General features: G+C 70.7%; 23 protein-coding genes. 16 read left to right on the top strand and 7 right to left on the bottom strand.

Annotated features, from left to right (window positions below; all coding sequences use genetic code 11):
* Nucleotides 1-166 precede the first annotated feature (166 nt).
* The 4 genes from FDP22_RS07365 (at nucleotide 167) to FDP22_RS07350 (ending at nucleotide 4,703) form a co-directional block, all read left to right on the top strand.
* Nucleotides 167-727: a DUF1523 family protein gene (locus FDP22_RS07365; RefSeq protein ID WP_138572324.1), complete on the top strand. Its 561-nt coding sequence runs from the start codon at nucleotides 167-169 to the stop codon at nucleotides 725-727.
* A 638-nt stretch (nucleotides 728-1,365) separates the two neighbouring features.
* Nucleotides 1,366-1,824 carry a (2Fe-2S)-binding protein gene (locus FDP22_RS07360; protein ID WP_138572325.1) on the top strand — a complete coding sequence of 153 codons (459 nt, stop codon included), beginning with the start codon at nucleotides 1,366-1,368 and terminating at the stop codon, nucleotides 1,822-1,824.
* Nucleotides 1,825-1,827: 3 nt separating this feature from the next.
* Entirely contained in the window at nucleotides 1,828-4,053 is a 2,226-nt protein-coding gene (locus FDP22_RS07355) for a xanthine dehydrogenase family protein molybdopterin-binding subunit (protein WP_138572326.1), read from the top strand.
* Nucleotides 4,054-4,070: 17 nt separating this feature from the next.
* The gene (locus tag FDP22_RS07350) at nucleotides 4,071-4,703 is read left to right on the top strand and encodes an Isoquinoline 1-oxidoreductase subunit (protein ID WP_138572327.1); all 633 of its coding nucleotides are present in this window, start codon (nucleotides 4,071-4,073) and stop codon (nucleotides 4,701-4,703) included.
* Between the two features lie 706 nt (nucleotides 4,704-5,409).
* Here FDP22_RS07350 and FDP22_RS07345 read toward each other — a convergent pair.
* The 5 genes from FDP22_RS07345 to cobU all read right to left on the bottom strand — a co-directional run bounded on the left by FDP22_RS07345 (nucleotide 5,410) and on the right by cobU (nucleotide 10,457).
* Complete coding sequence (locus FDP22_RS07345; protein ID WP_138572328.1) at nucleotides 5,410-7,017, bottom strand: thiamine pyrophosphate-binding protein; 1,608 nt, start codon at nucleotides 7,015-7,017, stop codon at nucleotides 5,410-5,412.
* 78 nt (nucleotides 7,018-7,095) lie between these two features.
* Entirely contained in the window at nucleotides 7,096-7,467 is a 372-nt protein-coding gene (locus tag FDP22_RS07340) for an acyl-CoA thioesterase (protein WP_170317621.1), read from the bottom strand.
* A 419-nt stretch (nucleotides 7,468-7,886) separates the two neighbouring features.
* A complete protein-coding gene (locus FDP22_RS07335) occupies nucleotides 7,887-8,765 on the bottom strand; it encodes a glutathione S-transferase family protein (RefSeq protein WP_138572329.1) in 879 nt (292 codons plus the stop codon).
* 664 nt (nucleotides 8,766-9,429) lie between these two features.
* Nucleotides 9,430-10,005: a histidine phosphatase family protein gene (locus tag FDP22_RS07330; RefSeq protein ID WP_239031894.1), complete on the bottom strand. Its 576-nt coding sequence runs from the start codon at nucleotides 10,003-10,005 to the stop codon at nucleotides 9,430-9,432.
* On the bottom strand, nucleotides 10,005-10,457 hold the full coding sequence (gene cobU / locus FDP22_RS07325) for a bifunctional adenosylcobinamide kinase/adenosylcobinamide-phosphate guanylyltransferase (RefSeq protein WP_239031893.1): 453 nt from the start codon (nucleotides 10,455-10,457) through the stop codon (nucleotides 10,005-10,007). Before cobU ends, FDP22_RS07330 begins: the two co-directional genes overlap by 1 nt.
* Before the next feature lie 195 nt (nucleotides 10,458-10,652).
* Between cobU and FDP22_RS07320 the strand changes: the two genes are divergently transcribed.
* The 8 genes from FDP22_RS07320 (at nucleotide 10,653) to FDP22_RS07285 (ending at nucleotide 17,305) form a co-directional block, all read left to right on the top strand.
* Entirely contained in the window at nucleotides 10,653-11,534 is an 882-nt protein-coding gene (locus FDP22_RS07320) for an RNA polymerase factor sigma-32 (RefSeq protein ID WP_138572331.1), read from the top strand.
* A 172-nt stretch (nucleotides 11,535-11,706) separates the two neighbouring features.
* A complete protein-coding gene (locus tag FDP22_RS07315; protein ID WP_138572332.1) occupies nucleotides 11,707-12,567 on the top strand; it encodes a ChaN family lipoprotein in 861 nt (286 codons plus the stop codon).
* Nucleotides 12,568-12,646: 79 nt separating this feature from the next.
* The gene (gene coaBC / locus FDP22_RS07310; protein WP_138572333.1) at nucleotides 12,647-13,843 is read left to right on the top strand and encodes a bifunctional phosphopantothenoylcysteine decarboxylase/phosphopantothenate--cysteine ligase CoaBC; all 1,197 of its coding nucleotides are present in this window, start codon (nucleotides 12,647-12,649) and stop codon (nucleotides 13,841-13,843) included.
* Nucleotides 13,840-14,289: a dUTP diphosphatase gene (gene dut / locus FDP22_RS07305; RefSeq protein ID WP_138572334.1), complete on the top strand. Its 450-nt coding sequence runs from the start codon at nucleotides 13,840-13,842 to the stop codon at nucleotides 14,287-14,289. Before coaBC ends, dut begins: the two co-directional genes overlap by 4 nt.
* A 14-nt stretch (nucleotides 14,290-14,303) precedes the next feature.
* Nucleotides 14,304-14,753, top strand: a complete 450-nt coding sequence (locus tag FDP22_RS07300; protein ID WP_138572335.1) for an RrF2 family transcriptional regulator — start codon at nucleotides 14,304-14,306, stop codon at nucleotides 14,751-14,753.
* A 17-nt stretch (nucleotides 14,754-14,770) separates the two neighbouring features.
* Nucleotides 14,771-15,718 (top strand): cysteine synthase A, encoded by a 948-nt coding sequence (gene cysK, locus FDP22_RS07295; RefSeq protein ID WP_138572336.1) that lies wholly within the window; start codon nucleotides 14,771-14,773, stop codon nucleotides 15,716-15,718.
* A gap of 199 nt (nucleotides 15,719-15,917) precedes the next feature.
* Nucleotides 15,918-16,541, top strand: coding sequence for an NYN domain-containing protein (locus tag FDP22_RS07290; RefSeq protein WP_138572337.1), 624 nt, complete (start codon nucleotides 15,918-15,920; stop codon nucleotides 16,539-16,541).
* On the top strand, nucleotides 16,538-17,305 hold the full coding sequence (locus FDP22_RS07285) for a HesA/MoeB/ThiF family protein (RefSeq protein WP_138572338.1): 768 nt from the start codon (nucleotides 16,538-16,540) through the stop codon (nucleotides 17,303-17,305). The genes FDP22_RS07290 and FDP22_RS07285 overlap by 4 nt, the downstream gene beginning before the upstream one ends.
* Before the next feature lie 819 nt (nucleotides 17,306-18,124).
* Here the strand turns inward: FDP22_RS07285 and FDP22_RS07280 are convergent.
* Complete coding sequence (locus tag FDP22_RS07280; RefSeq protein ID WP_138572339.1) at nucleotides 18,125-19,111, bottom strand: 2-hydroxyacid dehydrogenase; 987 nt, start codon at nucleotides 19,109-19,111, stop codon at nucleotides 18,125-18,127.
* Between the two features lie 154 nt (nucleotides 19,112-19,265).
* On the opposite strand from FDP22_RS07280, the gene FDP22_RS07275 reads away from it, so the two are divergent.
* A complete protein-coding gene (locus FDP22_RS07275) occupies nucleotides 19,266-19,763 on the top strand; it encodes an SH3 domain-containing protein (protein WP_138572340.1) in 498 nt (165 codons plus the stop codon).
* A 690-nt stretch (nucleotides 19,764-20,453) separates the two neighbouring features.
* Here FDP22_RS07275 and irr read toward each other — a convergent pair.
* Nucleotides 20,454-20,924, bottom strand: coding sequence for a Fur family transcriptional regulator Irr (gene irr / locus FDP22_RS07270; RefSeq protein WP_138572341.1), 471 nt, complete (start codon nucleotides 20,922-20,924; stop codon nucleotides 20,454-20,456).
* A gap of 136 nt (nucleotides 20,925-21,060) precedes the next feature.
* On the opposite strand from irr, the gene fabA reads away from it, so the two are divergent.
* From fabA to FDP22_RS07255, 3 genes are read left to right on the top strand one after another with little or no spacing between them, the layout of a single operon-like run.
* Nucleotides 21,061-21,582 (top strand): 3-hydroxyacyl-[acyl-carrier-protein] dehydratase FabA, encoded by a 522-nt coding sequence (gene fabA / locus FDP22_RS07265; protein ID WP_138572342.1) that lies wholly within the window; start codon nucleotides 21,061-21,063, stop codon nucleotides 21,580-21,582.
* Nucleotides 21,583-21,614: 32 nt separating this feature from the next.
* Nucleotides 21,615-22,847 (top strand): beta-ketoacyl-ACP synthase I, encoded by a 1,233-nt coding sequence (gene fabB / locus FDP22_RS07260; RefSeq protein WP_138572343.1) that lies wholly within the window; start codon nucleotides 21,615-21,617, stop codon nucleotides 22,845-22,847.
* A gap of 4 nt (nucleotides 22,848-22,851) precedes the next feature.
* On the top strand, nucleotides 22,852-23,640 hold the full coding sequence (locus tag FDP22_RS07255) for an enoyl-ACP reductase FabI (RefSeq protein WP_138572344.1): 789 nt from the start codon (nucleotides 22,852-22,854) through the stop codon (nucleotides 23,638-23,640).
* Nucleotides 23,641-23,642: the final 2 nt, after the last annotated feature.

Here is a 23,642-nt window from a genome sequence, read left to right as displayed (position 1 = left end):
CCGCGGGGGCCCGGTCGCGCCCCCCGCGCCTCCGGCAGCCGATTTCCCGGGCGGATATGTGTCGCAGCGCGGCAGGGAACCCTATATGGCATGAGGTCGACACCTGCCGGGCCCGCCCGGCCGACGCCGCACGCGCCCGCCTGCGGCCGAGACAAGGAGCTTGCCCATGCTGCGCCGCCTGAAATGGATCCTCATCGCCGTTGCCGTGCTTTTCGTCGGCGCCTGGTTCCACTACTACCTGCCCTCGCATGAGGTGGTCCGCGTGGTGGGAACGGACACGAAGCGCGTCGACGGCTCCGGCCTGTTCGACAGCACCCGCACCAACAGCCAGAGCACCCAGACCCGCGACGTGCGCTTCATCAACACCGTGGGCCAGAACGGCAAGGAATACGTGTTCCGCAACGAGGACACCGGCTGGTCCTTCCCCTTCTACTTCAAGTTCGATTCCGGCACGCTGCAGGCGCGGGCGCAATCCGAGGTCTCCGGGCGCGACACGCCGCAATGGGTGGTGGTCACCTCCTACGGCTGGCGGCTGGAGATGCTCACCATGTTTCCCAACGTGATCGACATCGAGCCGACGGACACCGCGGACCCCACGATCGTCCCGTGGTTCAACATCATCTTCTTCGTGGTGCTGGGGCTGCTGGCCTTCTGGGTGTTCCGCCTCGTGCGCCGCTTCAAGCGCCGGCGCATCGACCCGATCTTCGACGGCGATCCGGACACCTGAGACCCGCGCCGCGGCGCCCCCTTCACGCGATTTCGGGAGGGCGCCGCGGGCCGGGCGCGTGCCATTCATATCCGGCCTTCATAACCCTATGACCTGAAACGCGGGTAATCACCGGAGCGTGACCACCCTATATCCCGCTTTCGTGATGTCGGCGGCGCGCCGGGCCCACCGGCCCGTCTCCTCCGCCCGGCGGCGCGAACCGGGCCGGATTTCACCCTGCGGTCCGTCATCCAGACACCGATTTCCGGAACAGGCCCGACGAGACCACATGCCCTCGCCCCGATCCCCTTCCCCCTCAGGCCATGGCTCCCCCGGTCGCAAGCGCTGCGTCCCGGGAGGTGCCGCAGGGCGCCGCGCCCCTGCGGCACCCTATACGCAGGTCGGATTGGTGAAAGCTGCCCGATGGGGTATCCTCACGCCGGTCCCGATGGCGCAGGGCAAGGGCGCGGGACGCGCGCGGTATGCGGGGCAAGGGGACGCAGGGCAAGGCGCCCGGGGCGCAACCGGGGATCGGATCCACTGCGGCGTGAACCGGTTCTCCGCCGACCTGCCGTGACAAGACAGGACCGCAGCGCCCCCCGCGGTGCGGTCAGCAGCCTGCAGCCAGACGCCTCACGGAACGAGGCAGGGAGCCACAGATGACCACATTCACTCTCAACGGAAGCGAAGTTTCGCTCGATCTCGATCCCGACATGCCGCTGCTCTGGGCACTCAGGGACGAGATGAAGCTCACCGGAACCAAGTTCGGCTGCGGCGTCGCGCAATGCGGTGCCTGCACGGTGATGATGGACGGCATGCCGCGCCGGGCCTGCGTCACGCCGATGTCGATGGTCGAGGGCGCCGAGATCACCACCATCGAGGGCATGGAGGGCCCCGTCGTCGCGGCGGTGCAGAGCGCCTGGGCCGCGATCGACGTGCCGCAGTGCGGCTGGTGCCAGTCCGGCCAGGTGATGTCGGCAACGGCCCTGCTGGAAATGATCCCGAACCCCACCGATTCCGATATCGACAACGCGATGGCCGGCAATGTCTGCCGGTGCGCCACCTATGTCCGCATCCGGCAGGCGATCCACGACGCCGCCGCGACGCTGGAGGGATAAGCGATGACCAGCCAGTACACACGCATCCTTCAGGACGCGCGCCAGCCATCCGCCGCCGAGACCACCCTGCCGCCGCGCCTGCTGGTGAGCCGCCGCGGGCTGCTGATCGGCGCCACCGGGCTCGTGGTGGCCGCCAGCCTGCCGCTGGGCGGGCTGCGCGCGCAGAGCGCCGCCGGAGGCCCCGGCCTCGCGCCGCTCGCCTTCATCCACATCGCGCCGGATGACACGGTGACCGTGCTCTCCAAGCATCTCGAGATGGGCCAGGGCCCCTACACCGGTCTCGCCACCCTCGTCGCCGAGGAGCTGGACGCCGACTGGTCGCAGATGCGCGCCGCCGGTGCGCCGGCGGACCAGAAGCTCTACGTGAACACCCTGTTCGGCATCCAGGGCACAGGCGGCTCCACCGCCATCGCGAACAGCTACATGCAGATGCGGCGGATCGGGGCGGCGGCCCGGGCGATGCTGGTCTCCGCAGCCGCGGCGGAATGGGGCGTTCCGGCCGGCGAGATCACCGTGTCGCAGGGCACCATCGCCCATGCGGGCAGCGGGAAGAGCTCCGGCTTCGGCGCGCTGGCCGAGGCCGCGATGAAGCTGGAGGTGCCGCAGGAGCCGGCGCTGAAGGACCCCTCGCAGTTCCGGCTGATCGGCGCGGCGGACCTGCGCCGCCTCGACATGGTGGCCAAGAGCAACGGCACCGCGCAGTTCGCCATGGACATCCACCATGACGACATGCTGGTGGCCGTGATCGCCCATCCGCCGAAAATCGGTGCGACCGTCGCCAGCTTCGACGACAGCGCTGCGCTGGCGGTGCCCGGGGTCGAGATGGTGCGCGAGACGCCGTTCGGCGTGGCGGTCTATGCCCGCAACACCTGGACGGCGATCAAGGGCCGCCAGGCCCTCACCGTGACCTGGGACGACAGCAAGGCCGAGACCCGCTCCTCCGCGGAGATCTTCGATGATTTCTCCGCCGCCGCCGCGCAGGGCGGCAAGGTGGTGGAGGAGGAGGGCGACATCTCCGCCATCGACAGCGCCGCGCAGGTGATCGAATCGGAGATCCGCTTCCCGTACCTCGCGCATTCGCCGATGGAACCGCTGGACGGTGTCATCGAGCTTCGCAACGGCAAGGCGGTGCTCACCTACGGCTGCCAGTTCCCCACCTTCGACCGCGCCACCGCGGCCCAGGTGCTCGGGCTGGAGCATGACGATGTCACCATCGACGTGATCTTCGCCGGCGGCAGCTTCGGCCGGCGCGCGCAATACGATTCCCAGATTGCGGCGGAAATCGCCTCCGTCGCCAAGGCGGCGGGGCGCGACGGCGTCTACAAGCTGGTCTGGACCCGCGAGGACGACCTGCGCGGCGGCTACTACCGCCCGCTCACCGTGCACCGGATGCGCGCCGGCCTGGACGAGAACGGCGCCATCGTCGGCTGGGAGAATGTCGTCGCCAACCAGTCCTTCATCGACGGCAGCGCCATGGCCGGCATGATGAAGGACGGGGTGGACCCGATCGCCTTCGAAGGCTCGGCCGAGCTGCCCTACGCCTTCGGCGCCCGGCGCATCGCCTGGGCGCAGACGCAGAGCCCGGTGAGCACGCTGTGGTTCCGCTCCGTCGGCCACACCCACACCGCCTACGCGGTGGAGGCCTTCCTCGACCGGTTGCTGGAGGCCGGCGGCAAGGACCCGCTGCAGGGCCGCCTGGACCTGCTCACCCCCGAGGCCACCCGCGCGCGCGGCGTGCTCGAACGCGTCGCCGCCCTGGCGGACTGGCAGGGCACCACCCGCGCCGACCGGCCGGGCAAGGCTTACGGCGTGGCCTGGACAAAGTCCTTCGGGACCTATGTCGCGCAGGTCGTCGAGGTGGAGAGCCGCAACGGCGCCCCTGCCGTCACCCGGGTCTGGTGCGCGGTCGATTGCGGCGTGGCGGTGAACCCGAACACCATCCGCGCGCAGATGGAAGGCGGGATCGGCTTCGCGCTCTCCACTGCCCTCTACTCCGATATCACCCTCGCGCCCGGCGGCGACGTCGTCCAGGGCAACTGGGACAGCTACCGCATGCTGCGCATCCACGAGATGCCGCAGATCGAGGTGGCGATCATCGAGAGCACCGAGGCCCCCACCGGCGTCGGCGAGCCCGGCGTGCCGCCGCTCGCCCCCGCCCTCGCCAATGCCTGGCGGGTGCTGACAGGCGAGGTGGTCGAACAACTGCCCTTCGCCCGCCAGATGGTTTGAGACGCAGGAGAAACACCATGACCACGACACTCTTCACGCGCGCCGCGCGTGCCGCTCTCCTGCTGCCCGTCCTCATGGCCCCCCTGGCCGCCGCCGCGCAGGACAGCGCGGCGGAGACGCTGCAGGCCCCGGAGGCCTTCGCCGGCATCACCGACGAGGCCGCGCGCTCCGCCGCCCTCTTCGGCGAGATCGGCAAGGTCATCGAAAGCCCGCGCTGCATGAACTGCCACCCGGTCACCGGCGGCCCGACCCAGGGCGACGACCTGCACACCCACATCCCGCCCGTGGTGCGCGGCGAGGCCGACATGGGCGCGCCCGGAATGTCCTGCAACACCTGTCACGGGGTGGAGAACGTCACCTTCCCGGACGGCAAAAGCTCGATCCCCGGCCATGAGGCCTGGCACCTCGCCCCGGTCTCCATGGGCTGGCAGGGCGTGTCGCTCGCCGATATCTGCGTGCAGATCAAGGACCCGGAGCGCAACGGCGGCCGCAACCTGGAGGATCTCTACGAGCACATGGCGCAGGACAGCCTCGTCGGCTGGGCATGGCACCCCGGCGAAGGCCGCGCCCCCGCCCCGGGCACGCAGGAGCAGCTCGGCACCCTGATGCGCGCCTGGATCGACACCGGCGCAGCCTGCCCGCAGGGCTGACCCGCCCCCCTGCGGCCCGTCCGCAGGACCGACCCTCTCCCCCCTTGCGGCCCGTCCGCAGGGGGTCTTCCCGCCCCGGCGGGTCTTCCGCAGGGCGGATCACCACTCCTTCCCACGGCGGCCATCCCCGCCGTGGGCGCACTGTCGGCTCCGCACCCGCTGTCGCCCCCCATTCCCGGCCCCCGGCGCGGCGGCGGACCGCCGGCCCGAGGCACCGCCAGTCGCGCCCGCGCACCGGCCCTGCGGCGAAGACCGCCTCTTCCGTCTCCCGTCCGCATTCCACCAGCCCGCCCGCGACTGGTACGCCGGAGCTGTGGCCCCCTGGCTCCCGCGCCCACGGCAAACCGCCCCTTCCGTCTCCCATGCGCATTCCACCAGCCTGCCCGCACACTGGAATGCCGGAGCCATGGCCCGCTGGCTCCCGCGCACTCGGCAGACCGCCCCTTCCGTCTCCCATGCGCACCCCGCCAGCCTGCCCGCTCGCTGGAATGCCGGAGCCGTGGCCCGCTGGCCCCCGCGCCCACGGCAGACCGCGCCTTCCGTCTCTCGTCCGCCCCCCGCCAGCCCGCCCGCACACTGGGATGCCGGAGCCGTGGCTTGCCGGTTCCCGCGCCCGGCGCAGGAGGGCGTGGCCGGGCGATTGGCGGCCGTACCGGTGGGGGAGCCCCCGAGGGCTGGCGAACTGTGCCACGGAGGGTGTCCGCGTTCAGATCCGCCCGTCGTAGGCCTGTCGCGGGATCTGCACCGCGATGACGGAGGGCCCGTCGCGGCGGAACGCCTCGTCCAGCGCCGCGCCCAGCGCCGCCGCGTCCGAGACCGTCTGGCCCGCGAGGCCCAGCGCGCCGGCGACGGCGGCGTAGTCGGTCACGCCGAAATCCACCCCTGCGTTGGGGCGGCCGTCGGCGCGCTGCTTCATCTCGATCAGCGCCAGTGACCCGTCGACCATCACCACCACCGGGATCGGGAGGGCAAGGTCGCGCAGCGTCGCGAGCTCGCCCAGGATCATGTCCAGCGCACCATCCCCGGTCACCACCAGCGCCGGCACGTCCGGCCGGGCCAGCCTGTGGCCCATCGCCAGCGGCAGCGCGCAGCCCATGGTGCACAGGCCGGTGGATTGCAGCAGGGTTCGCGGCGCGGCGCAGGCGAGGATCTGGCTGAGAAGGATGCGGTGCGCGCCGGTGTCCACGGCGGTGACGCAGCCCTCCGGCCGGGCGGCGGCGATGGCGTGGAACGCCGCGGCCGGGCCCCAGCCCTGCCCGGGCGCGAAGGCCGCGGCAAGGGCTGCGCGCGCCTGGTCCGGCGCGCGGTCCGGCCAGAGCGGCTTCGGCGCAGCGTCGCGGATGAGGCTGGCGAGCCCTGCCGCCGGGTCGCACACCCAGGCGAGGTCGGCGCCGTGCATGTACTGGGTGTCCGGCGCGGCGGCGAAGGCGATGCAGCGCGCCGGGTCCCAGGGCTGGCGCCAGCCGGCGCGCATCTCGATCGGATCATAGCCGCAGGCGATCACCAGGTCCGCGCGCGCCAGCAGCGGCAGGACGATCGCGTCGGAGCGCGGCGAGAGCCCGTGCCCCCCCAGCGCCAGCGGGCCGGATTCGTCCAGCAGCCCCTTCGCCTTGTAGGTGGTGAGCACCGGGATGCCGAAGCGCTCAGCGGTCTCGCGCAGCCGGGCCGCGCCGCCGGGGCTTTCCAGCAGCCCCATTCCGGCCAGGATCACCGGGCGCGCGGCGGCCGCGAAGGCGGCCCGCGCCGCCTCCAGCGCGGCGCCCTCCGCGGGGGCGGCCGGGGCCGGGCGCGCCCGCCGGACCTGCCGGTCCGGCGCATGCGGCGCCGTGGCCACGGGGATGGGCAGGTCGATGTGCACCGGGCCGGGCACCGCGTCCGTCGCGATGGCGAGCGCCTTGTCGATGAGCAGGTCGCAGGCCCCCTCCCGCGCCTCGAAGCTGGCCTTGACCAGCGGGCGCAGCACGGCCTGCTGGTCCAGCACCTGGTGGGAGAAGCCCAGCGCCTCGGCCTCCGGGATGCGGCCGGTGAGCACGATGAGCGGCACCCGGTCCTGCTGCGCATTCGCGGTGACGTTCACGCAATTGGCCATGCCCGGCCCCACGGTGGCGACCAGAACCGCCGGCGCGCCGCTGCCGTGCCAGGCGCCCTCGGCCATGAAACCGGCGGCGTTCTCGTGGCGCGCGAGCACAAAGCGGATGCCCGCCCGTTCCAGCGCCTCGATCAGCGCCACCACCTCGCCTCCGGGCAGGCCGAAGGCGTGGCGCACGCCGGCCGCGTGCAGTCGGGCGGCGATGATGTCTGCGGAGGTCGTCATGGGCGCGGGCTCCTGGCTGGCTCGGTCACGCCAGTTGGCGTGGCGTGGCGGGCCCCGGTCAAGCCCCGCGCCCCGCGCTCACGGAAGCTTGCGCTTGCCGCCGGTCTCGTCGGTGGCCACGAAGGTGAAATCCGCCTGGGTCATGCGCATGCTCTCGCCGGAGGGCTGGCGGGTGACCCAGACCTCCACATGGATGCGCATCGAGGTGGTGCCCTCATGTTCCATGTCGGAGTAGATCGACACCACGTCGCCCACATGCACCGGCTTGTGGAAGGTCATTGCCTCCACCGCGACGGTGGCCACCCGGCCCCGCGCCCGGGTACGCGCCACGACGGAGGCGCCGAGGTCCATCTGGGCCATCAGCCAGCCGCCGAAGATGTCGCCGTTCGCGTTGGTGTCGGCCGGCATGGCGATGGTCTGAAGCGCGAGCACGCCGCGGGGTTTGGTCATCAGGCTGTTCTCCCGGAACTGGAAAATGGCAGGGGCCATACCGTGGCTGCGACGCATCCGGGGCGCAAGAGGAACTCGCGGGATGGCAGCCATGCGCCAGGCAGAGGGGCCGGCCCCTCGCCCGCGCGAGAGGGCCCTCGGAGCTGCCGCCGGATCGAGGCCGGCCCCCGGAACCGGTGTGGAGCCCCCCGGCGTCGGCGTCCACTCCAGCTCCGGTTCCGGTTCCGGTTCCGGCTCCGGCTCCGGCTCCGGCTCCGGGATGTGTCGCGGGCGACATCGGGTCCGGCAAGCATGGTGCGACCATCATCCGCCCCCTGGCCACGGGGCACAAGAAGGCCTGCGTTCCGGGGGCCGGTCAGGCCCGTGGGAGCGCCACTGCCGGGGGGCGCCCCGGGTGAGGCGCGCCCCCGGGGCCGGGCTCAGCGGCCGAGCAGTTGCATCGCCTCCGGCCATGCTTCCGGATCCGCCACGGTCTTGTCCCGGCAGAAGGTGTTGCAGAAGCCGATCACCTGACCGTCGATCCGCGCAAGCGCCTCGGGAACCACGGGCTTTCCGGAATAGGGGCAGGTCTCGTTCAGCGGCGTCTCGCCGGTCACCGCTTCGGCGGGAAGCGGAACCGGGCCGGGCCAGGGCCGTTCCGGCAGGCCGGTGCCATAGCGCTCCTGCACCGGGTCCGCGGCCCGGCCCATCGCCCGCCAGCGCCGGAAGGCACCGTCGGCGAGGTACCTGTCCACGTAGGCGCGCGCCTCCGGGGTGACCGGCAGGCCGTAAGTGGCGACCCGCGCCGCAACCGGGGCGAAGAAGGCATCGGCCACGGAATAATCGCCGAACAGCCACTCTCCCTCGCTCCGGCCCGTGGCCGCGCCCGCCGCGGCCCAGAGCGTTTCCAGCCGGGAAAGGTCGGCCAGCACGCCGCCGTCGGGCACGAAGCCGCTCACCGCCTCCGCGAGGTTCATCGGGCAGGCGGCGCGCAGGGCCGTGAAGCCGGAGTGCATCTCCGCGGCGAGCGACCGGGCCATCGCCCGGGCGCGCCTGTCCCGCGGCCAGTGCCCGGCGTCGGGGAAGGCCTCGGCCAGGGTCTCCGCCATCGCCAGGCTGTCCCACACCGTGCCCTCCGGCCCGCGCATCACCGGCACCAGCCGCGCCGGGGCAAAGCCCTCCAGCATCTGCGCGAACCCGGGCGTGTAAAGCCGCGCGGACACCACCTGCACCGGCAGGCCGAACCGCGCGAACAGCAACCAGCCGCGCAGCGACCAGCTCGAATACGTCCTGTCGCCGATGGCGAGCGTGTAATCCATGATGGCACCTCCTCACCGCATCCTGCGCCAGCCCGGCGCATGGGGGAAATCATCATTCCTGCGCCGTCTCATCACCGGCAGCGATGGGAAAGCGGCCCCCGGGCGGCGCGGGCCCTCGCAGGGCGGCGTGGGCCGGGGAACCACGCGGCAGCTCCCGTTCCGCGGACCCGTGCGCCCCGCCGGGCACGACCCCTTCTCCCGCCCGTGTGGCTGGCGAGCGGCTCCGGTCGACTGGATGCAGCGGGTTGGGGCGGCGCGCGCTGCCAAGGTGCCGGGACGAGGCGCGCGGCACGGGCGCGGGAGCAGCGCGGGCGCAGGGCCGACATCGACCCTGCCACCGGCTCCGCGTCCGGCGGCGGCACGCAGCGTCCCCGGCCCGAAACCTTTGCGGCGCACGGGGCCGCCGGCTTGGCCGCCTCCGCAGGCCACGGGCCGCGGCAGCCCGGCACACCGCGCGGTGCACCGCGTTCCGGCTCGGGGCGCCGGGCTCGGCCGCAGTCCGGGCGACCAGCGCCCGGGGGAACAGTGCCGGGTGGGGTCACAATGCTGGGGGGCAGTGCCGGGGGGGGTCAGTGCCCGGGCTCAGCGTCGGGGGTCAGTGTCGGGGGGGGCAGTGTCGGGCGGCAGCGCCGGGGGGAGAGGGCCGGCGGTCAGGGGCGCCGCTTCAGGGGCGAACGTTCACCCGGTCCACCGCCCAAGCGCTGCCCAGGCGATCGATGCGGGTGAGCGACAGCGGGTCGATGCGGAAGGCAAAGGCCCGTTCGGCGCCGAGGCCGAGCGCCAGCGCCAGCGCGGCGCGGATGCTGCCGGCATGGGCGACGATCACGAGATCCTCCGCCGGCGCCGCGGCCTCCAGCACAGAGACGGCACCGCCGACACGGGCGCAGAGGTCATCCCAGCTCTCGCCGCCCGGCGCGGGCGTGGGGCCGGGGCAAGTCCAGAAGGTGCGGGAGGCCTCCGGCTCGCTCAGGTCGATCTCGGCGAAGCTGCGGTCCTCCCAGCGGCCGAAGTCCAGCTCGCGCAAGGCGGGCATGTCCGGCAGGCGCGGGCCGTCGAGGCCCAGGCGCCCGGCCGTCTGGCGCGCGCGGCGCAGGTCGGAGGACACCAGGGCCGCCCCCGCCGGCAGCGCGGCGCGCAACCGCTCCAGCGCGGCGGTGTCGGGAAAGGTGGCCGGAACATCGGTGTGGCCGATGGCCCGGGCCACGCCCGTGGGCCCGTGGCGCAGCCACCAGAAGCGCATCAGCCGCCCCCCTTGAGCACCAGCGGCAGCCCGGCGGCCACGAAGACCACCCGGTCCGCCGCCGCCGCCACCTGCTGGTTCAGCCGCCCCTGCGCATCGCGGAAGGTCCGGCCCAGCGCGGTCTCCGGCACCAGGCCCATGCCCAGTTCGTTGGACACCAGCACCACCGGCCCCGGCACCTCCGCGAGCACCGCGAGCAGCGCCTCCGTTCCGGCGGCGATATCGCGCCCCGCCAGCATCAGGTTCGACAGCCAGAGCGTGAGGCAATCCACCAGAACCGCCCGGCCCGGCTCCACCTCCGCGAGAGTGGCCGCCAGTGCCTCGGGGGCCTCCAGCGTCTCCCAGTCCGGGCCGCGGTCCTCACGGTGCATGGCGATGCGCGCGGCCATCTCGCCGTCGAAGGCCTGCGCCGTGGCAATATACACCCTTGGCAGGCCGGTCTGGCGCACCATTTCCTCGGCAAAACGGGATTTTCCCGAGCGCGCGCCGCCCAGGATCAGGGCCCGTCGAAAGTTTCCATTTGAGAAACACACAGTTTCCTACACCTTCCGCGCGAACTTTTCACCCTGCTCGTGCGTAGCAATCCTGAAGCACAGAGGAAAGCCCGGAGCCGCGCAGCCCGGGCTTGCAGGAGCGGAGGTACCCTCATGGCCCTAGATCACGCCTTTGGCGAGCGAACCCCGGCACCGGTGGCCAGACGAGCCATGCGGGCCGAAATGCTCGACGCGGAGACCGAGCTTGAACTGGCCCGGCGCTGGCGTGACGAACAGGATGAGGCAGCCCTTCACCGCCTGGTGAACGCTTATGTCCGCCTCGCCATCTCCATGGCCGCGAAATACCGCCGCTACGGCGGCTCGATGAACGACCTCACCCAGGAAGCCATCGTGGGCCTGATGAAGGCGGCGGCGAAGTTCGACCCCGACCGGGGCGTGCGCTTCTCCACCTACGCCGTGTGGTGGATCAAGGCCTCCATCCAGGATTACGTGATGCGGAACTGGTCGCTGGTGCGCACCGGGTCCACCTCCTCCCAGAAGGCGCTGTTCTTCAACCTCCGCCGCATCCGCGCCAAGCTGGAGCGCGAAGGCGCACAGGACGGGGCCAGCATGCGCGAGCAGATCGCCACCACCATCGGGGTTCCGCTGCGCGACGTGGAGATGATGGAGGCCCGGCTCTCGGGTTCCGACTTCTCGCTCAATGCGCTGCAGGCCGGCGAAGAGGGCCGCGAATGGGTGGAAACGCTTGAGGACGAGGGTCCGCAGGCCTCCGAGATCGTCGGCCGCCGCGCCGACAACGACCGGATGCGCGGCTGGCTCTCCGAAGCCTTCAAGACCCTCACCGAGCGTGAGCGCCTGATCATCGCCGCCCGCAAGCTGGCCGACGAACCCCGCACCCTCGACAGTCTCGGCGTGGAGCTGGGCCTCTCCAAGGAGCGCGTGCGCCAGCTTGAGGCGCAGGCGCTGCGCAAGCTGCGCAAGAGCCTCGAAGCGCGCACCGGCAACGCGGCGCAGCAGTTCGTCGTCGCGGCCTGACCGTCGTTCCCCCGGGGCTGTCTCCCCCACCCTGCAGCCCCGACCCCCGGAAAGGCGCCCTTCCCCAAGGGCGTCTTTCCTCTTTTGCGCGAGGCGCTATGCTCCGCCCCCGGGGCCGTGTCCGGGCCCCGACGCCCGAGATCCCTTTCACGCCTGCCACCGCGGGGGCCGCATGACACTGCCACTTCCCCTCAGCCGCCGGCCCCCGGGCGTCCTGGCCGGTGCCGGCCTCGCCCTCGCGCTGGCCGCCTGCACCCCGGTGCGCCACACGGCGGACGTCACCTTCGTCGGCGAGGTGCATGACAATGCCGCCCACCACCGCATGCAGGCCGGCTTCGCCGCGGCGATCGACCCGAAGGCGATCGTGTTCGAGATGATCCCCCGCGACGCGGAGGAGGAGCTGCGCACCCTGCGCGAGGAGGGCGCCACGCGCGAGGAGATCGCCGGGGCGCTGCACTGGGACACTTCCGGCTGGCCGGATTTCGCCTATTACGCCCCGATCCTGGAGGCCGCGCCGCAGGCCCGCATCTACGGCGCCGAAGTGTCGCGCGAGACGCTGCGCGCCATCCTCGCCAACCCCGGCTCCGAAGGGCTGGCGCTCGGGCCCGGCGCGCAGGGCTATGACCTCGACAGCCCCCTCGACCCGGAGGAGGAGGAGGCCCGTGAGGCCGAGCTGCAGCAGGCCCATTGCAACGCCCTGCCGCCGGAGGCCCTGTCCGGCATGGTCAAGGCCCAGCGCCTGCGCGACGCGGCCATCGCCGCGGCCACCGAGCGCGCGCTGGACGAGGCCGGAACCCCGGTGCTGGTGATCGCGGGCAACGGCCATGTGCGCAACGACACCGGCGCCCCCGCCTTCCTGCATGCCCGGCGCCCGTGGCTGACGATGGAGACCATCGGCCAGTCCGAGCGCGAGGGCGTGCCCGACGGGGTGGACTCCACCGAGAGCCTCTCCGAGGACACCCCGTTCTCCCGCCTCTTCGTCTCCCGCGCCGTGGCCCGCCCGGACCCCTGCGCCGCGTTTCGGGACGAGTGACCCTTGAACGCCCCCGGCGGAGTTATTACAGTCTCACCGCGGTAAAAAATTGCTTTCCCGCATCCGGGTGGAGAATACCATGCTTTCCGGCAAACGTGTCCTGCTCGTCATCGGCGGCGGCATCGCGGCGTACAAATCGATCGAGCTCATCCGGCTGCTGAACAAGGCCGGCGCTTCGGTGACCTGCGTGCTGACGGCGGCGGCGGAGCATTTCGTCACCCCGCTCACCGTCTCGGCCATCGCCGGCACGAAGGTCTACCGCAACATCTTCGACCTCACGGACGAGGCGGAGATGGGCCATATCCAGCTCTCCCGCGCCGCCGACCTCGTGGTCGTCGCCCCCGCCACGGCCGACCTGATGGCCAAGATGGCCGGCGGCCATGCCGATGACCTCGCCACCACCCTGCTGATGGCCACGGACAAGCGCGTGCTCATCGCGCCCGCCATGAACGTGCGGATGTGGACCCACCCCGCCACGCAGCGCAACCTCGCCACCCTCGCGGCCGACGGCATCCTCACCGTGGGGCCGGATGACGGCGACATGGCCTGCGGCGAATACGGCCCCGGCCGCATGGCCGAGCCCGCCGCCATCCGCGACGCGGTGACGGCCGCGCTCACCGCCGGGCCGCTGGCCGGCCGGCACGTTCTGGTCACCTCCGGCCCCACCCATGAGCCGATCGACCCGGTGCGCTACATCGCCAACCGCTCCTCCGGGGCGCAGGGCACGGCGCTGGCGCGCGCCCTCGCCGCCCTCGGCGCCTCCGTCACCTTCATCACCGGCCCCGCCGCCGCGAAGCGCCCCGAGGGCGTGCGCGTGGTGGAGGTGGAGACCGCGCGCCAGATGCTCGACGCCGTCACCGCCGCCCTGCCGGCGGATGCGGCCGTCTTCGCCGCCGCGGTGGCGGACTGGCGCATGGCCTCCGAGCGCCCGTCCAAGATGAAGAAGACCGCCGATGGCGCCCTGCCGGTGCTCGAATTCGCCGAGAACCCCGACATCCTCGCCACCGTGAGCAAGCTCACCGAGGGGCGCCCGCGCCTCGTGGTGGGCTTCGCCGCCGAGACCGACGATGTCACCGCCCATGCCACCGCCAAGCGCGCCCGCAAGGGCTGCGACTGGATCCTCGCCAATGACGTGCGGCCCGAGACCGGCATCATGGGCGGCACCGAGAACGCCGTCACCCTCATCACCGCCGAGGGCGCCGAGACCTGGCCGCGCATGGCCAAGGACATGGTGGCCCGACGCCTCGCCCAGCGCATCGCCGAGGAGCTCGCATGACTTCGCCCGTGCCCGTCCGGATCACCCGCATCGGGGAGCATGACCTGCCCCTGCCCGCCTACGAGACCGCGGGCGCGGCCGGCATGGACCTGCGCGCCTGCCTCGCCACGCCGATGAGCCTCGCGCCCGGGGCCCGCGCGGTGGTGCCCACCGGCTTCCGCCTCGCCATCCCGCCGGGCTACGAGCTGCAGGTACGGCCGCGCTCCGGCCTCGCGCTCAAGCACGGCATCTCCATGCCCAATTCCCCCGGCACGATCGACAGCGACTATCGCGGCGAGCTCGGCGTGCTGATGATCAACCACGGAACCGAGCCCTTCCCCGTCGCCCACGGCGACCGCATCGCCCAGGCGGTGCTGGCGCCCGTGTCGCGCTGCGCCTGGGTCGAGGTGGAGAGCCTCGACGACACCGCGCGCGGCGCCGGCGGCTTCGGCTCCACCGGACAGTGAGGACAGCTCCCGCCATGCTCCGCCTCTCCCGCAAGACCGCCCTCGCCCTGGAGGCCGTGCTCGACGTGGCCTTCAACGCGCGCCCGAACCCGGTGCAGTCGCGCGACATCACCGAGCGCCAGGGCATCCCGGCGCGCTACCTCGAACAGGTGCTCCAGCAGCTCGTGCGCGAGGGCATCCTGAAGGGGGTGCGCGGGCCGCGCGGCGGGTATACGCTGGCCCGGGAGCGCCGCCGCGTGAGCCTGGGCGAGATCGTCCGCGTCGTCAGCCGGATGGAGGCGGAGGACGACGACACCGCCTCTTCCGCCGAGCTGGGCGAGAAGGTGATCGGCCCGATCTGGCGCGAGGCGCAGGAGACCCTGCTGGAGAAGCTCGACGCCGTGACCATGGAGGACCTGTGCCTGGAGGCACAGCGCCAGGGCATCCGCCGGGCCGGCGAAACGACCACCGATTTCACGATCTGAACGATCAGGAGGACACCATGATCACCTCGCAGCCGCGCGGCCGGATCTACGACAGCATCACCGAAACCATCGGCGGCACGCCGCTGGTGCGCCTGAAGCGCATCGGGGCCGAGACCGGCGCCGAGATCCTGGTGAAGCTGGAATTCTTCAACCCGATCAGCTCCGTGAAGGACCGTATCGGCGTCTCGATGATCGCGGCGCTGGAGCGCGACGGCCACCTGAAGCCGGGCGGCACCATCATCGAGCCCACCTCGGGCAACACCGGGATCGCGCTGGCCTTCGTGGCCGCGGCGCGCGGCTACCGGCTGATACTGTGCATGCCCGAGAGCATGTCGGTGGAGCGGCGCAAGATGCTCGCGCTTCTGGGAGCCGAGCTGGAGCTTACCGAGGCGGCGAAGGGCATGAAGGGCGCCATCGCCCGGGCCGAGGAACTGGCCGCCGGGATCCCCGGCGCGATCATCCCCCAGCAGTTCGAGAACCCCGCGAACCCCGCCATCCACGAGGCGACGACGGCCGAGGAGATCTGGGCCGACACCGAGGGCCGGGTCGATGCCTTCATCTCCGGCGTGGGCACCGGCGGCACCATCACCGGCGTGGGGCGGGTGCTGAAGGCGCGCAACCCGGACGTGAAGGTGATCGCGGTGGAGCCGGAGGACAGCCCGGTCCTCTCCGGCGGCCAGCCCGGGCCGCACAAGATCCAGGGCATCGGCGCGGGCTTCGTGCCCGGCATCCTGGACCGCGCGCTGATCGACGAGGTGCTCACCATCGGCAACGAAACCGCCTTCGAGACCGCCCGCAAGCTCGCTTCGCAGGAGGGCATCCCGGTGGGCATCTCCTCCGGCGCCGCGGTGGCCGCGGCGCTCGAGGTCGCCTCGCGCCCGGACATGAAGGGCAAGCGCATCGTGGTCATCCTGCCCAGCTTCGCCGAGCGCTACCTCTCCACCGCGCTGTTCGACGGGCTGTGACTCAACCGACTCACTGTTGCCGGCAGGTGTGGCAAAGTTGACTCTTACACTTCCTTCATGCTTTCCCATATAATAGCTTAGGCGATCCGGAACGGGTCGCCGTCGCCCCGCGAAATCGCGCGGGGCACTTAAGTTCAGACTCCGCTCCCTCGCTTTTATCAAAGTGCCCTCGGGTCGCGACGGGGCGGAGTCGAACAGAATGTCTCACAGGTATTCGATCCTCATAGATGGTGCTTTCTTTAGCCGTAAGCTTCACGGAATCATAAATAGAAACCCAAACGCGGATGATGTCGTTGAAGCTTGCAATAAAATAAGATATAAAGAAATTCTTAAGGACTATGAGCTTCTTAGAATTTACTACTACGACGCTCACCCTGCGACAGGTAAATTAAAGAATCCCGTATCAGGCGCAGTCCTCAATCTAGGCGAGACAGAAGTTCATCGACGGAACATGGCATTCCTGCAATCTCTGGAACTTAAGGACGACATATCCTTGAGACTCGGAGAAACAAGCTCGAATGGCTGGAGACTAACCCGAAAAGTAATGAACGAAAAAAATCTCTCTGATCGCCAATTGACCTCAGAAGATTTCCAACCGAACATAGAACAAAAGGGTGTTGACCTTCGCATCGGCCTGGACATCGCACGACTCTCCCTCCGGGGCCTTGTTCAAACAATTGTCGTTGTGACAGGAGATAGCGACTTCATTCCTGCATTTAAGTTCGCCAGAAGAGAGGGCGTCAGGCTTATACTTTGCCATATGGGGCACGGGGTGAAGCCGGATCTCAAGGCCCATACGGACGCAATTCTGGACTTTCAATGAGCTTTTCACCCGAGGAACTTGAGCGCTACGCCCGCCACATCGTGCTGCGCGAGGTGGGCGGCCCGGGCCAGGCCCGGCTGAAGGCGGCGCGGGTGCTGGTGCTGGGCGCGGGCGGGCTGGGCTCGCCGGCGCTGCTCTATCTCGCCGCTGCCGGGGTGGGGCGGATCACGCTCATCGATGACGACACGGTGTCGCTCTCCAACCTCCAGCGGCAGGTGCTGCACGACACCGCCCATGTCGGCGCGCGCAAGATCGACAGCGCGGCGGCCCGGCTGGCGGCGGTGAACCCGAACGTGGAGGTCACCGGCCTGCCCCTGCGCCTCACCCCGGACAACGCCCGTGAGCTGATCCGCGGCCATGATCTCGTGCTTGACGGCTCCGACAGTTTCGCCACGCGCTACGCGGTGAACGCGGCCTGCGTGGCCGAGGGAGTCGCGCTGGTGGCGGCGGCGATGACCCAGTGGGAGGGGCAGATCTCGCTCTTCGCGCCACATCTCGGCGGACCGTGCTACCGCTGCGTCTTCCCCGAAGCCCCGGCGCCGGGCCTGGCCCCCTCCTGCGCCGAGGCCGGCATCATGGGCGCGCTCGCCGGCACCATGGGCGCGATGATGGCCGGCGAGGCGATCAAGCACCTCACCGGGGCGGGCGAAACCCTGCGCGGCCGGCTGCTGCTGTGGGACTCGCTCTTCGCCGACACCCGCGTCCTCACCCTCCATGCCACCCCGGACTGCCCGGACTGCCAGGGCCGCGGCGCGGCGGGCTGAGGCGCCGCGGCACAGACCCTGCCCGGCGGCAGGCACTCCGTCCGCACGTCAGGCACGCGTCAGGGCACGCGCCCGAACCTCTCCCTCGGCCACGACACCACCTGCCGAACGGTCACATGCGTCCGGCACCCCGCCCCGGAAGCATTGTGGCCCTCAGCCGCAACTCCCGTCCGTCTCCGGACGGACACCGGTCGCCTTCAGCCGAAACTCTCACCCTGCTCCGGACGGGCATCAGCCGCCCTCAGCCACAACTCCCGCCTGTCTCCGGACGGGCACCGGTCGTCCCCAGCCACAACTCTCACCTGTCTCCCGAAGGGCACCGGCCGTCCTCAGCCACAACTCCCATCCGCCTCCGGACGGGAACCAGCCGCCCTCAGCCGACCCCCCCGCCCGGCTCCGGACAGGAAGCCGGCCGAGGACGCGCCATGGGGGAGGTGACCTCGCGCGGGACGACAGTGTCCGCTTAGGAGGCGTCCGACGGGCGCTCACGGTAGATCGCGAGGCGGGCACTGCGGAACCCGGGCCCAACGGGCAGCGGGCCCCCGCGCGCGCGGGACACGCGGATCACCCACGGACCGGAGGCGGCGCCTGCTGCCCGCCGCCCCCTGACCGGCGGAGCCCTTCACCTCGGGGGCATCGAGCCCCCTTCGGCGAAGCGCCGGACTGCGTCTGGCCGGTACGGCGGCCGATGGAGAAGAGGCCCGGACGGGACGCTGGCCGGCGGAGGCCCGGAGAGGCCTTCGCCACGCCTGCGGAGCTGCGGGGGCGAAAGCCCCCTCGGCGAGGCGGGCGTTCCCCGGCCGGGCCCCGGCGGCGGGCTCAGAGCATGGAGGGGAGGACCTGGTCGGGCGGGCGGTGGCCGTCCACGAAGGTCTTGATGTTGATGATCACCTTCTCGCCCATCTCCACCCGGCCCTCGATGGTGGCCGAGCCCATGTGCGGCAGCAGCATCACGTTGGGCAGGCCGAGCAGGCGCGGGTTCACCGCCGGTTCGCGCTCGAACACGTCGAGCCCGGCGCCGGCCAGCTCTCCGGCGCGCAGCATGCGGGTGAGGGCATTCTCGTCGATAACCTCGCCGCGCGAGGTGTTCACCACCACCGCCGTGGGCTTCATCAGCTTCAGCCGCCGGGCGTTGAGCAGGTGGAAGGTGCCCGGCGTGTGCGGGCAGTTCACCGACAGGATGTCGATGCGCGCCAGCATCTGGTCGAGGCTCTCCCACCAGGTGGCGCCCACGGCCTCCTCCACCTCCGGGCGCACCCGGCGGCGGTTGTGGTAGTGGACCTCGAGGCCGAAGCCCTTCGCCCGGCGCGCCACCGCGGTGCCGATCCGCCCCATGCCGAGGATGCCGAGCTTCTTGCCCCCCACCCGGTTGCCCATCAGCGCCATGGGCGACCAGCCCGGCCAGTCCCCCTCCTGCATCTGGGCCATGCCCTCCTTCACCCGCCGCGGCACGGCGAGGATGAGCGCCATGGTCATGTCGGCGGTGTCCTCGGTCAGCACACCGGGGGTGTTGGTGACGAGGATGTTGCGCGCCAGCGCGGTGGCCACGTCCACGTGGTCGAAGCCAGAGCCGTAGGAGGCGATCAGCCGCAGGTCCGGCCCGGCCTGGGCCAGCAGGCCCTTGTCGATCCGGTCGGTCACTGTGGGCACCAGGATGTCGGCCCTCCCCAGCGCATCGGCCATGCGTTCGCGGGTGAAGGGCTCGTCCGTCTCGTTGATCTCCACGTCGAAGAGTTCGCGCATGCGCGCCTCGACCGGCTCCGGCAGGCGGCGGGTGACGATGACCTTCGGGCTGTGCGCGGGCATAGGGGTTTCCTCGGGCAATCTGGTCCGTGGGCCGGACATGTCTCTGGTTCAAAACGGGGATGCACCCCGCCTCCAATAGTGCTAGTCTGCCCGCAGCGGCAGATAAACCCGAAAAATGCCGCAACGGAACGGGCAGGCTCTGATGATCTCCAGCATGCGCATCCTTGCAGCGGTGCTTCTGATCGGCGTGGCGGGCGCCACGCTGGCCGAGACCGTGCCCACCACCATCGGCCCCGTCACCCACATGCCCCTGCCGCGGTTCGTGAGCCTGAAGACCGAGGCCAACGCGCGCCGTGGCCCCGGGCTGGACCACCGGGTGGACTGGATCTTCAAGCGCCGCCACATGCCGCTGAAGGTGGTGGCGGAGTTCGACAACTGGCGCAAGGTGGTGGACGCCGACGGCACCGGCGGCTGGGTGCACTACACCCTGCTGCGCGGCGCGCGCACCGTCGTCGTCCGCGCGCCGGAGACCATGCTGCACGAACTTGCCTCCGACAACAGCCTGCCGGTGGCGGTGGCCAAGCAGGGTGTGATCGGCGACCTGGAATCCTGCAAGGCGCTCTGGTGCCAGATCGACGCCAACGGCTATGAGGGCTGGGTGCGCAAGGATGACATCTGGGGCGTGGACGACACCGAGATCGACCTGGACTGAGCGGTTCCCCGGCCGCCGCGGGCGGTGATCACCCCCCGGCCCTGCGCGCACACCCTGCTCGCCGACACCGCGGCGGAGGCCACGCGCACCGCAGGCGACAGCAGGGCGGCGGGCGCATGGCGCGCAGGCGACGGGCCTCCGGCCGGCATCGATCCGCGCCCGGTTTGCGCCCTCCCGGCCGGGGATCGCAGCCCGCCCCGCGCCTGTCCCGGCCCCAGGCTTGTCCCTGTCCCGCGCATCCCGGCCCCACGCCTGCCTGGCCCCAGGCTTGTCCCGCCCCGCCTTCCGGCCCTGCGCCTGCCCGGCCGCAGGCTTGGCCCCGTCCCGCGCCTTCCGGCCTCACGCCTGCCCGGCCCCGCATCGCATGCCGGTTTCGCCCCGCGCCACGCGGACGCAGCCCGCTCCGGGCCGGATGTCCGGCGTCGCGCGGCGGGCCCGGGCTGCGCTTTCGCTGGGCGTGTTCGGGATGTCTGCCGGAAACAGCCCCCTTGCCGCAGCTCCGGGCTCCGGTTCTGGCTGCGCCTTCGGGGCGCATGCCTGCCTCGGACCGGCAGAGCGCACGCGGCCTGCGGCAGTTCCGCGCGTCCGGCATGTCCGAAAGGGGGGGGGGCGGAGACGCATCATCACCGCGGGTCGCCCGGACAGGGAAGGACATGCGGCGGCCGGGTCCCCCCGGGCGCGCGGCCCCTGTCAGCCCCCGGTGCGGCGCAGGCGGATCACCACGTCGACCTTGGCGATCTCGGTGCCCGGGGGCGCGTCGGGCAGCGAGGCGAAGCGCACCGCGTCGGCGGGCGCATCGGTCAGGCTGTCCTGGTCTTCCCAGAAATAGTGCGGATGGTCATCGATGCGGGTGTCGAAGTAGGACCGGGCGCCGTGCACCATCACCTCGGTGAGCAGGCCCGCGTCCGTGAAGGCCTTCAGCGTGTTGTAAACCGTGGCAAGCGACACCGGCTCGGGGCTGCACTGGGCGGCCTCGTGCAGGCTTTCGGCCGTGACATGACGATGATTCCCGTCTCCCACCAGCAGGCTGGCCAGCATCTTGCGCTGACGTGTCGGGCGCAGCCCGCCCCGCGACAGCCATGCGTCCACGCGCGACTTCGCCTCACGCCCTGCTGCGCTGCCCCTGGATTTCACGGCTTGGTTTTGTCCCTTGCTAGTCATCAGCTACGCACACTAACCCGTTCATGGCAGGAAAATCGAGTCCCTTTTGGGCGCACCCATCGCGCTTGCACCTGTTGCGGGCACGGTGATAGGGAAACGAGAGCAACAAATGCCGCCCTGCGACGAAGGAGAAGGTATGTCACGGCCGAGCAGCTATGACTATGAAGAGTTGATGCGCTGTGCGCGCGGAGATCTCTTCGGCCCGGGGAATGCGCAGCTCCCCGCGCCCCCCATGCTCATGATGGACCGCGTGACCAGCATAACCGAAACGGGCGGCGCCTATGACAAGGGCCAGGTCGTGGCGGAATTCGACGTGAATTCCGACCTGTGGTTCTTCAAGTGCCACTTCATCGGCGACCCGGTGATGCCCGGGTGCCTCGGGCTCGACGCATTGTGGCAGATCACCGGCTTCTTCCTCGGCTGGCTGGGCATGCCGGGCCGCGGCCGCGCCCTGGGCGTGGGCGAGGTGAAGTTTTCCGGCATGGTCACGCCGGACGTGAGGCTCATCCGCTATACCGTCAACATGAAGCGCGTCATCGACCGTAAACTCAAGCTCGGCATCGCCGACGGGTTGATGGAAGCGGACGGCCAGACCATCTACACCACGACCGACATGCGTGTCGGTCTGTTCAAGGATGGTGAGGAAAGCCCGGCCTGAAAATCAGCCCGGCACGAAGGAAGGATATGCTCATGCGGCGGGTCGTCGTAACCGGTCTTGGTATCGTGTCGTCGATCGGCACTTCGAAGGACGATGTCATCACCTCGCTGCGCGAGGGCAAGTCCGGCATCAGCTTCGCCCCGGAATACGCCGAGCGCGGGTTCCGCAGCCAGGTGCATGGCAAACCGGACATCGATGTGGCCGAACACATCGAGAAGCGCCAGCTGCGCTTCATGGGGGACGGGGCGGCCTACAGCTACATCGCGATGAAACAGGCGATCGCGGATGCCGGGCTGGAAGACTCCGACATCTCGAACGAGCGCACCGGGCTCATCGTCGGCTCCGGCGGCCCGTCCACGCGCAACCTGTTCGAGGCGCACCAGATCGTGCTGAAGAACAACAGCCCCAAGCGGATGGGGCCGTTCATGGTGACGCGCGGCATGTCCTCCACCGTGTCGGCCTGCCTGGCCACGCCCTTCCGCATCAAGGGCATCAACTATTCCATCACCTCGGCCTGCTCCACCTCCGCGCATTGCATCGGCAACGCGGCGGAGCAGATCCAGTGGGGCAAGCAGGACGTGATGTTCGCCGGCGGCGGCGAGGAGCTGGACTGGACCCTGTCCTGCCTGTTCGACGCCATGGGCGCCATGAGCTCCAAGTTCAACGACACGCCCGAGAAGGCCTCCCGCGCCTTCGACGTGAACCGCGACGGCTTCGTGATCTCCGGCGGCGGCGGCATCGTGGTGCTGGAGGAATACGAGCACGCGAAGGCGCGCGGCGCGAAGATCTACGCCGAGCTTACCGGCTATGCCGCCACCTCGGACGGCCATGACATGGTCGCCCCCTCCGGCGAGGGCGGCGAGCGCTGCATGCGCATGGCCCTCTCCACCCTGCCGCAGGACCGCGAGGTGGGCTACATCAACGCCCACGGAACCTCCACCCCGGTGGGTGACGTCACGGAAGTGGAAGCGGTGCGCCGGGTCTTCGCCGGCAAGAGCCAGCCGCCGATCAGCTCCACCAAGTCGCTGACCGGGCACTCCCAGGGCGCCACCGGCGCGCAGGAAGTGATCTACTCGCTGCTGATGCTGGAAAACGACTTCATCGCCGCCTCCGCCAATGTCGACACGCTCGACCCCGCGCTGAACCCCGAGGAGATCGCCACCTCCCGGGTCGACAACGCCGGTCTCGAGACCGTCATGAGCAACAGTTTCGGCTTCGGGGGGACCAATGCGAGCCTCCTGTTCAGCCGCCTCAGGGATGAATGAACACATGTCCGACCTGATGAAGGGCAAGCGCGGGCTTGTCATGGGTGTCGCCAACGACCACTCCATCGCCTGGGGAGTCGCGCGCACCCTGCATGCCCACGGCGCGGAACTGGCCTTCACCTATCAGGGCGAGTCCTTCGGGCGCCGGGTACAACCGCTGGCCGAAAGCGTGAACGCCACCCATCTGCTGCCCGCCGACGTGCAGGACTCCGCCTCGCTGGAGAGCCTGTTCGAGCGGCTGGCGGCGGACTGGGGGCAGATGGACTTCCTCATCCACGCCATCGCCTATTCGGACAAGACCGAGCTCAGCGGGCGGTTCCTCAACACCACCCGCACCAACTTCCTGAATTCGCTCGACATCTCCTGCTACAGCCTGGTGGACATCACCCGCCGCGCGGCGCCGCTGATGCGCCCGGGCGGCAGCGTGATCACCCTCACCTACCTCGGCGCCCAGCGCGTGATGCCGAACTACAACGTGATGGGCGTGGCCAAGGCGGCGCTGGAAAGTTCAGTGCGCTACCTTGCCAATGATCTCGGCCCCGACGGCATCCGGGTGAACGCGATCAGCCCCGGCCCGATGCGCACCCTCGCGGGCTCGGCCATCGGCGGCGCGCGCAAGGTCTACCGCCAGGTGGAACAGAACGCCCCGCTCCGCTCCAACGCCTCGCTCGATTCCGTGGGCGGCGCCGCCCTCTACCTCGCGTCCGACCTCGGGGCCTGCACCACCGGCGAGATCATCTTCGTCGATGGCGGGTACCACGCGATCGGCATGCCCCAGCCCGAAAACCTCTGATC

Origin of the sequence: Paroceanicella profunda, assembly GCF_005887635.2 — a bacterium.
In the GTDB taxonomy this organism is placed as follows: domain Bacteria; phylum Pseudomonadota; class Alphaproteobacteria; order Rhodobacterales; family Rhodobacteraceae; genus Paroceanicella; species Paroceanicella profunda.
Note: the sequence above shows the minus strand (reverse complement) of the source record. Positions and strands in the feature narration are given on the sequence as shown.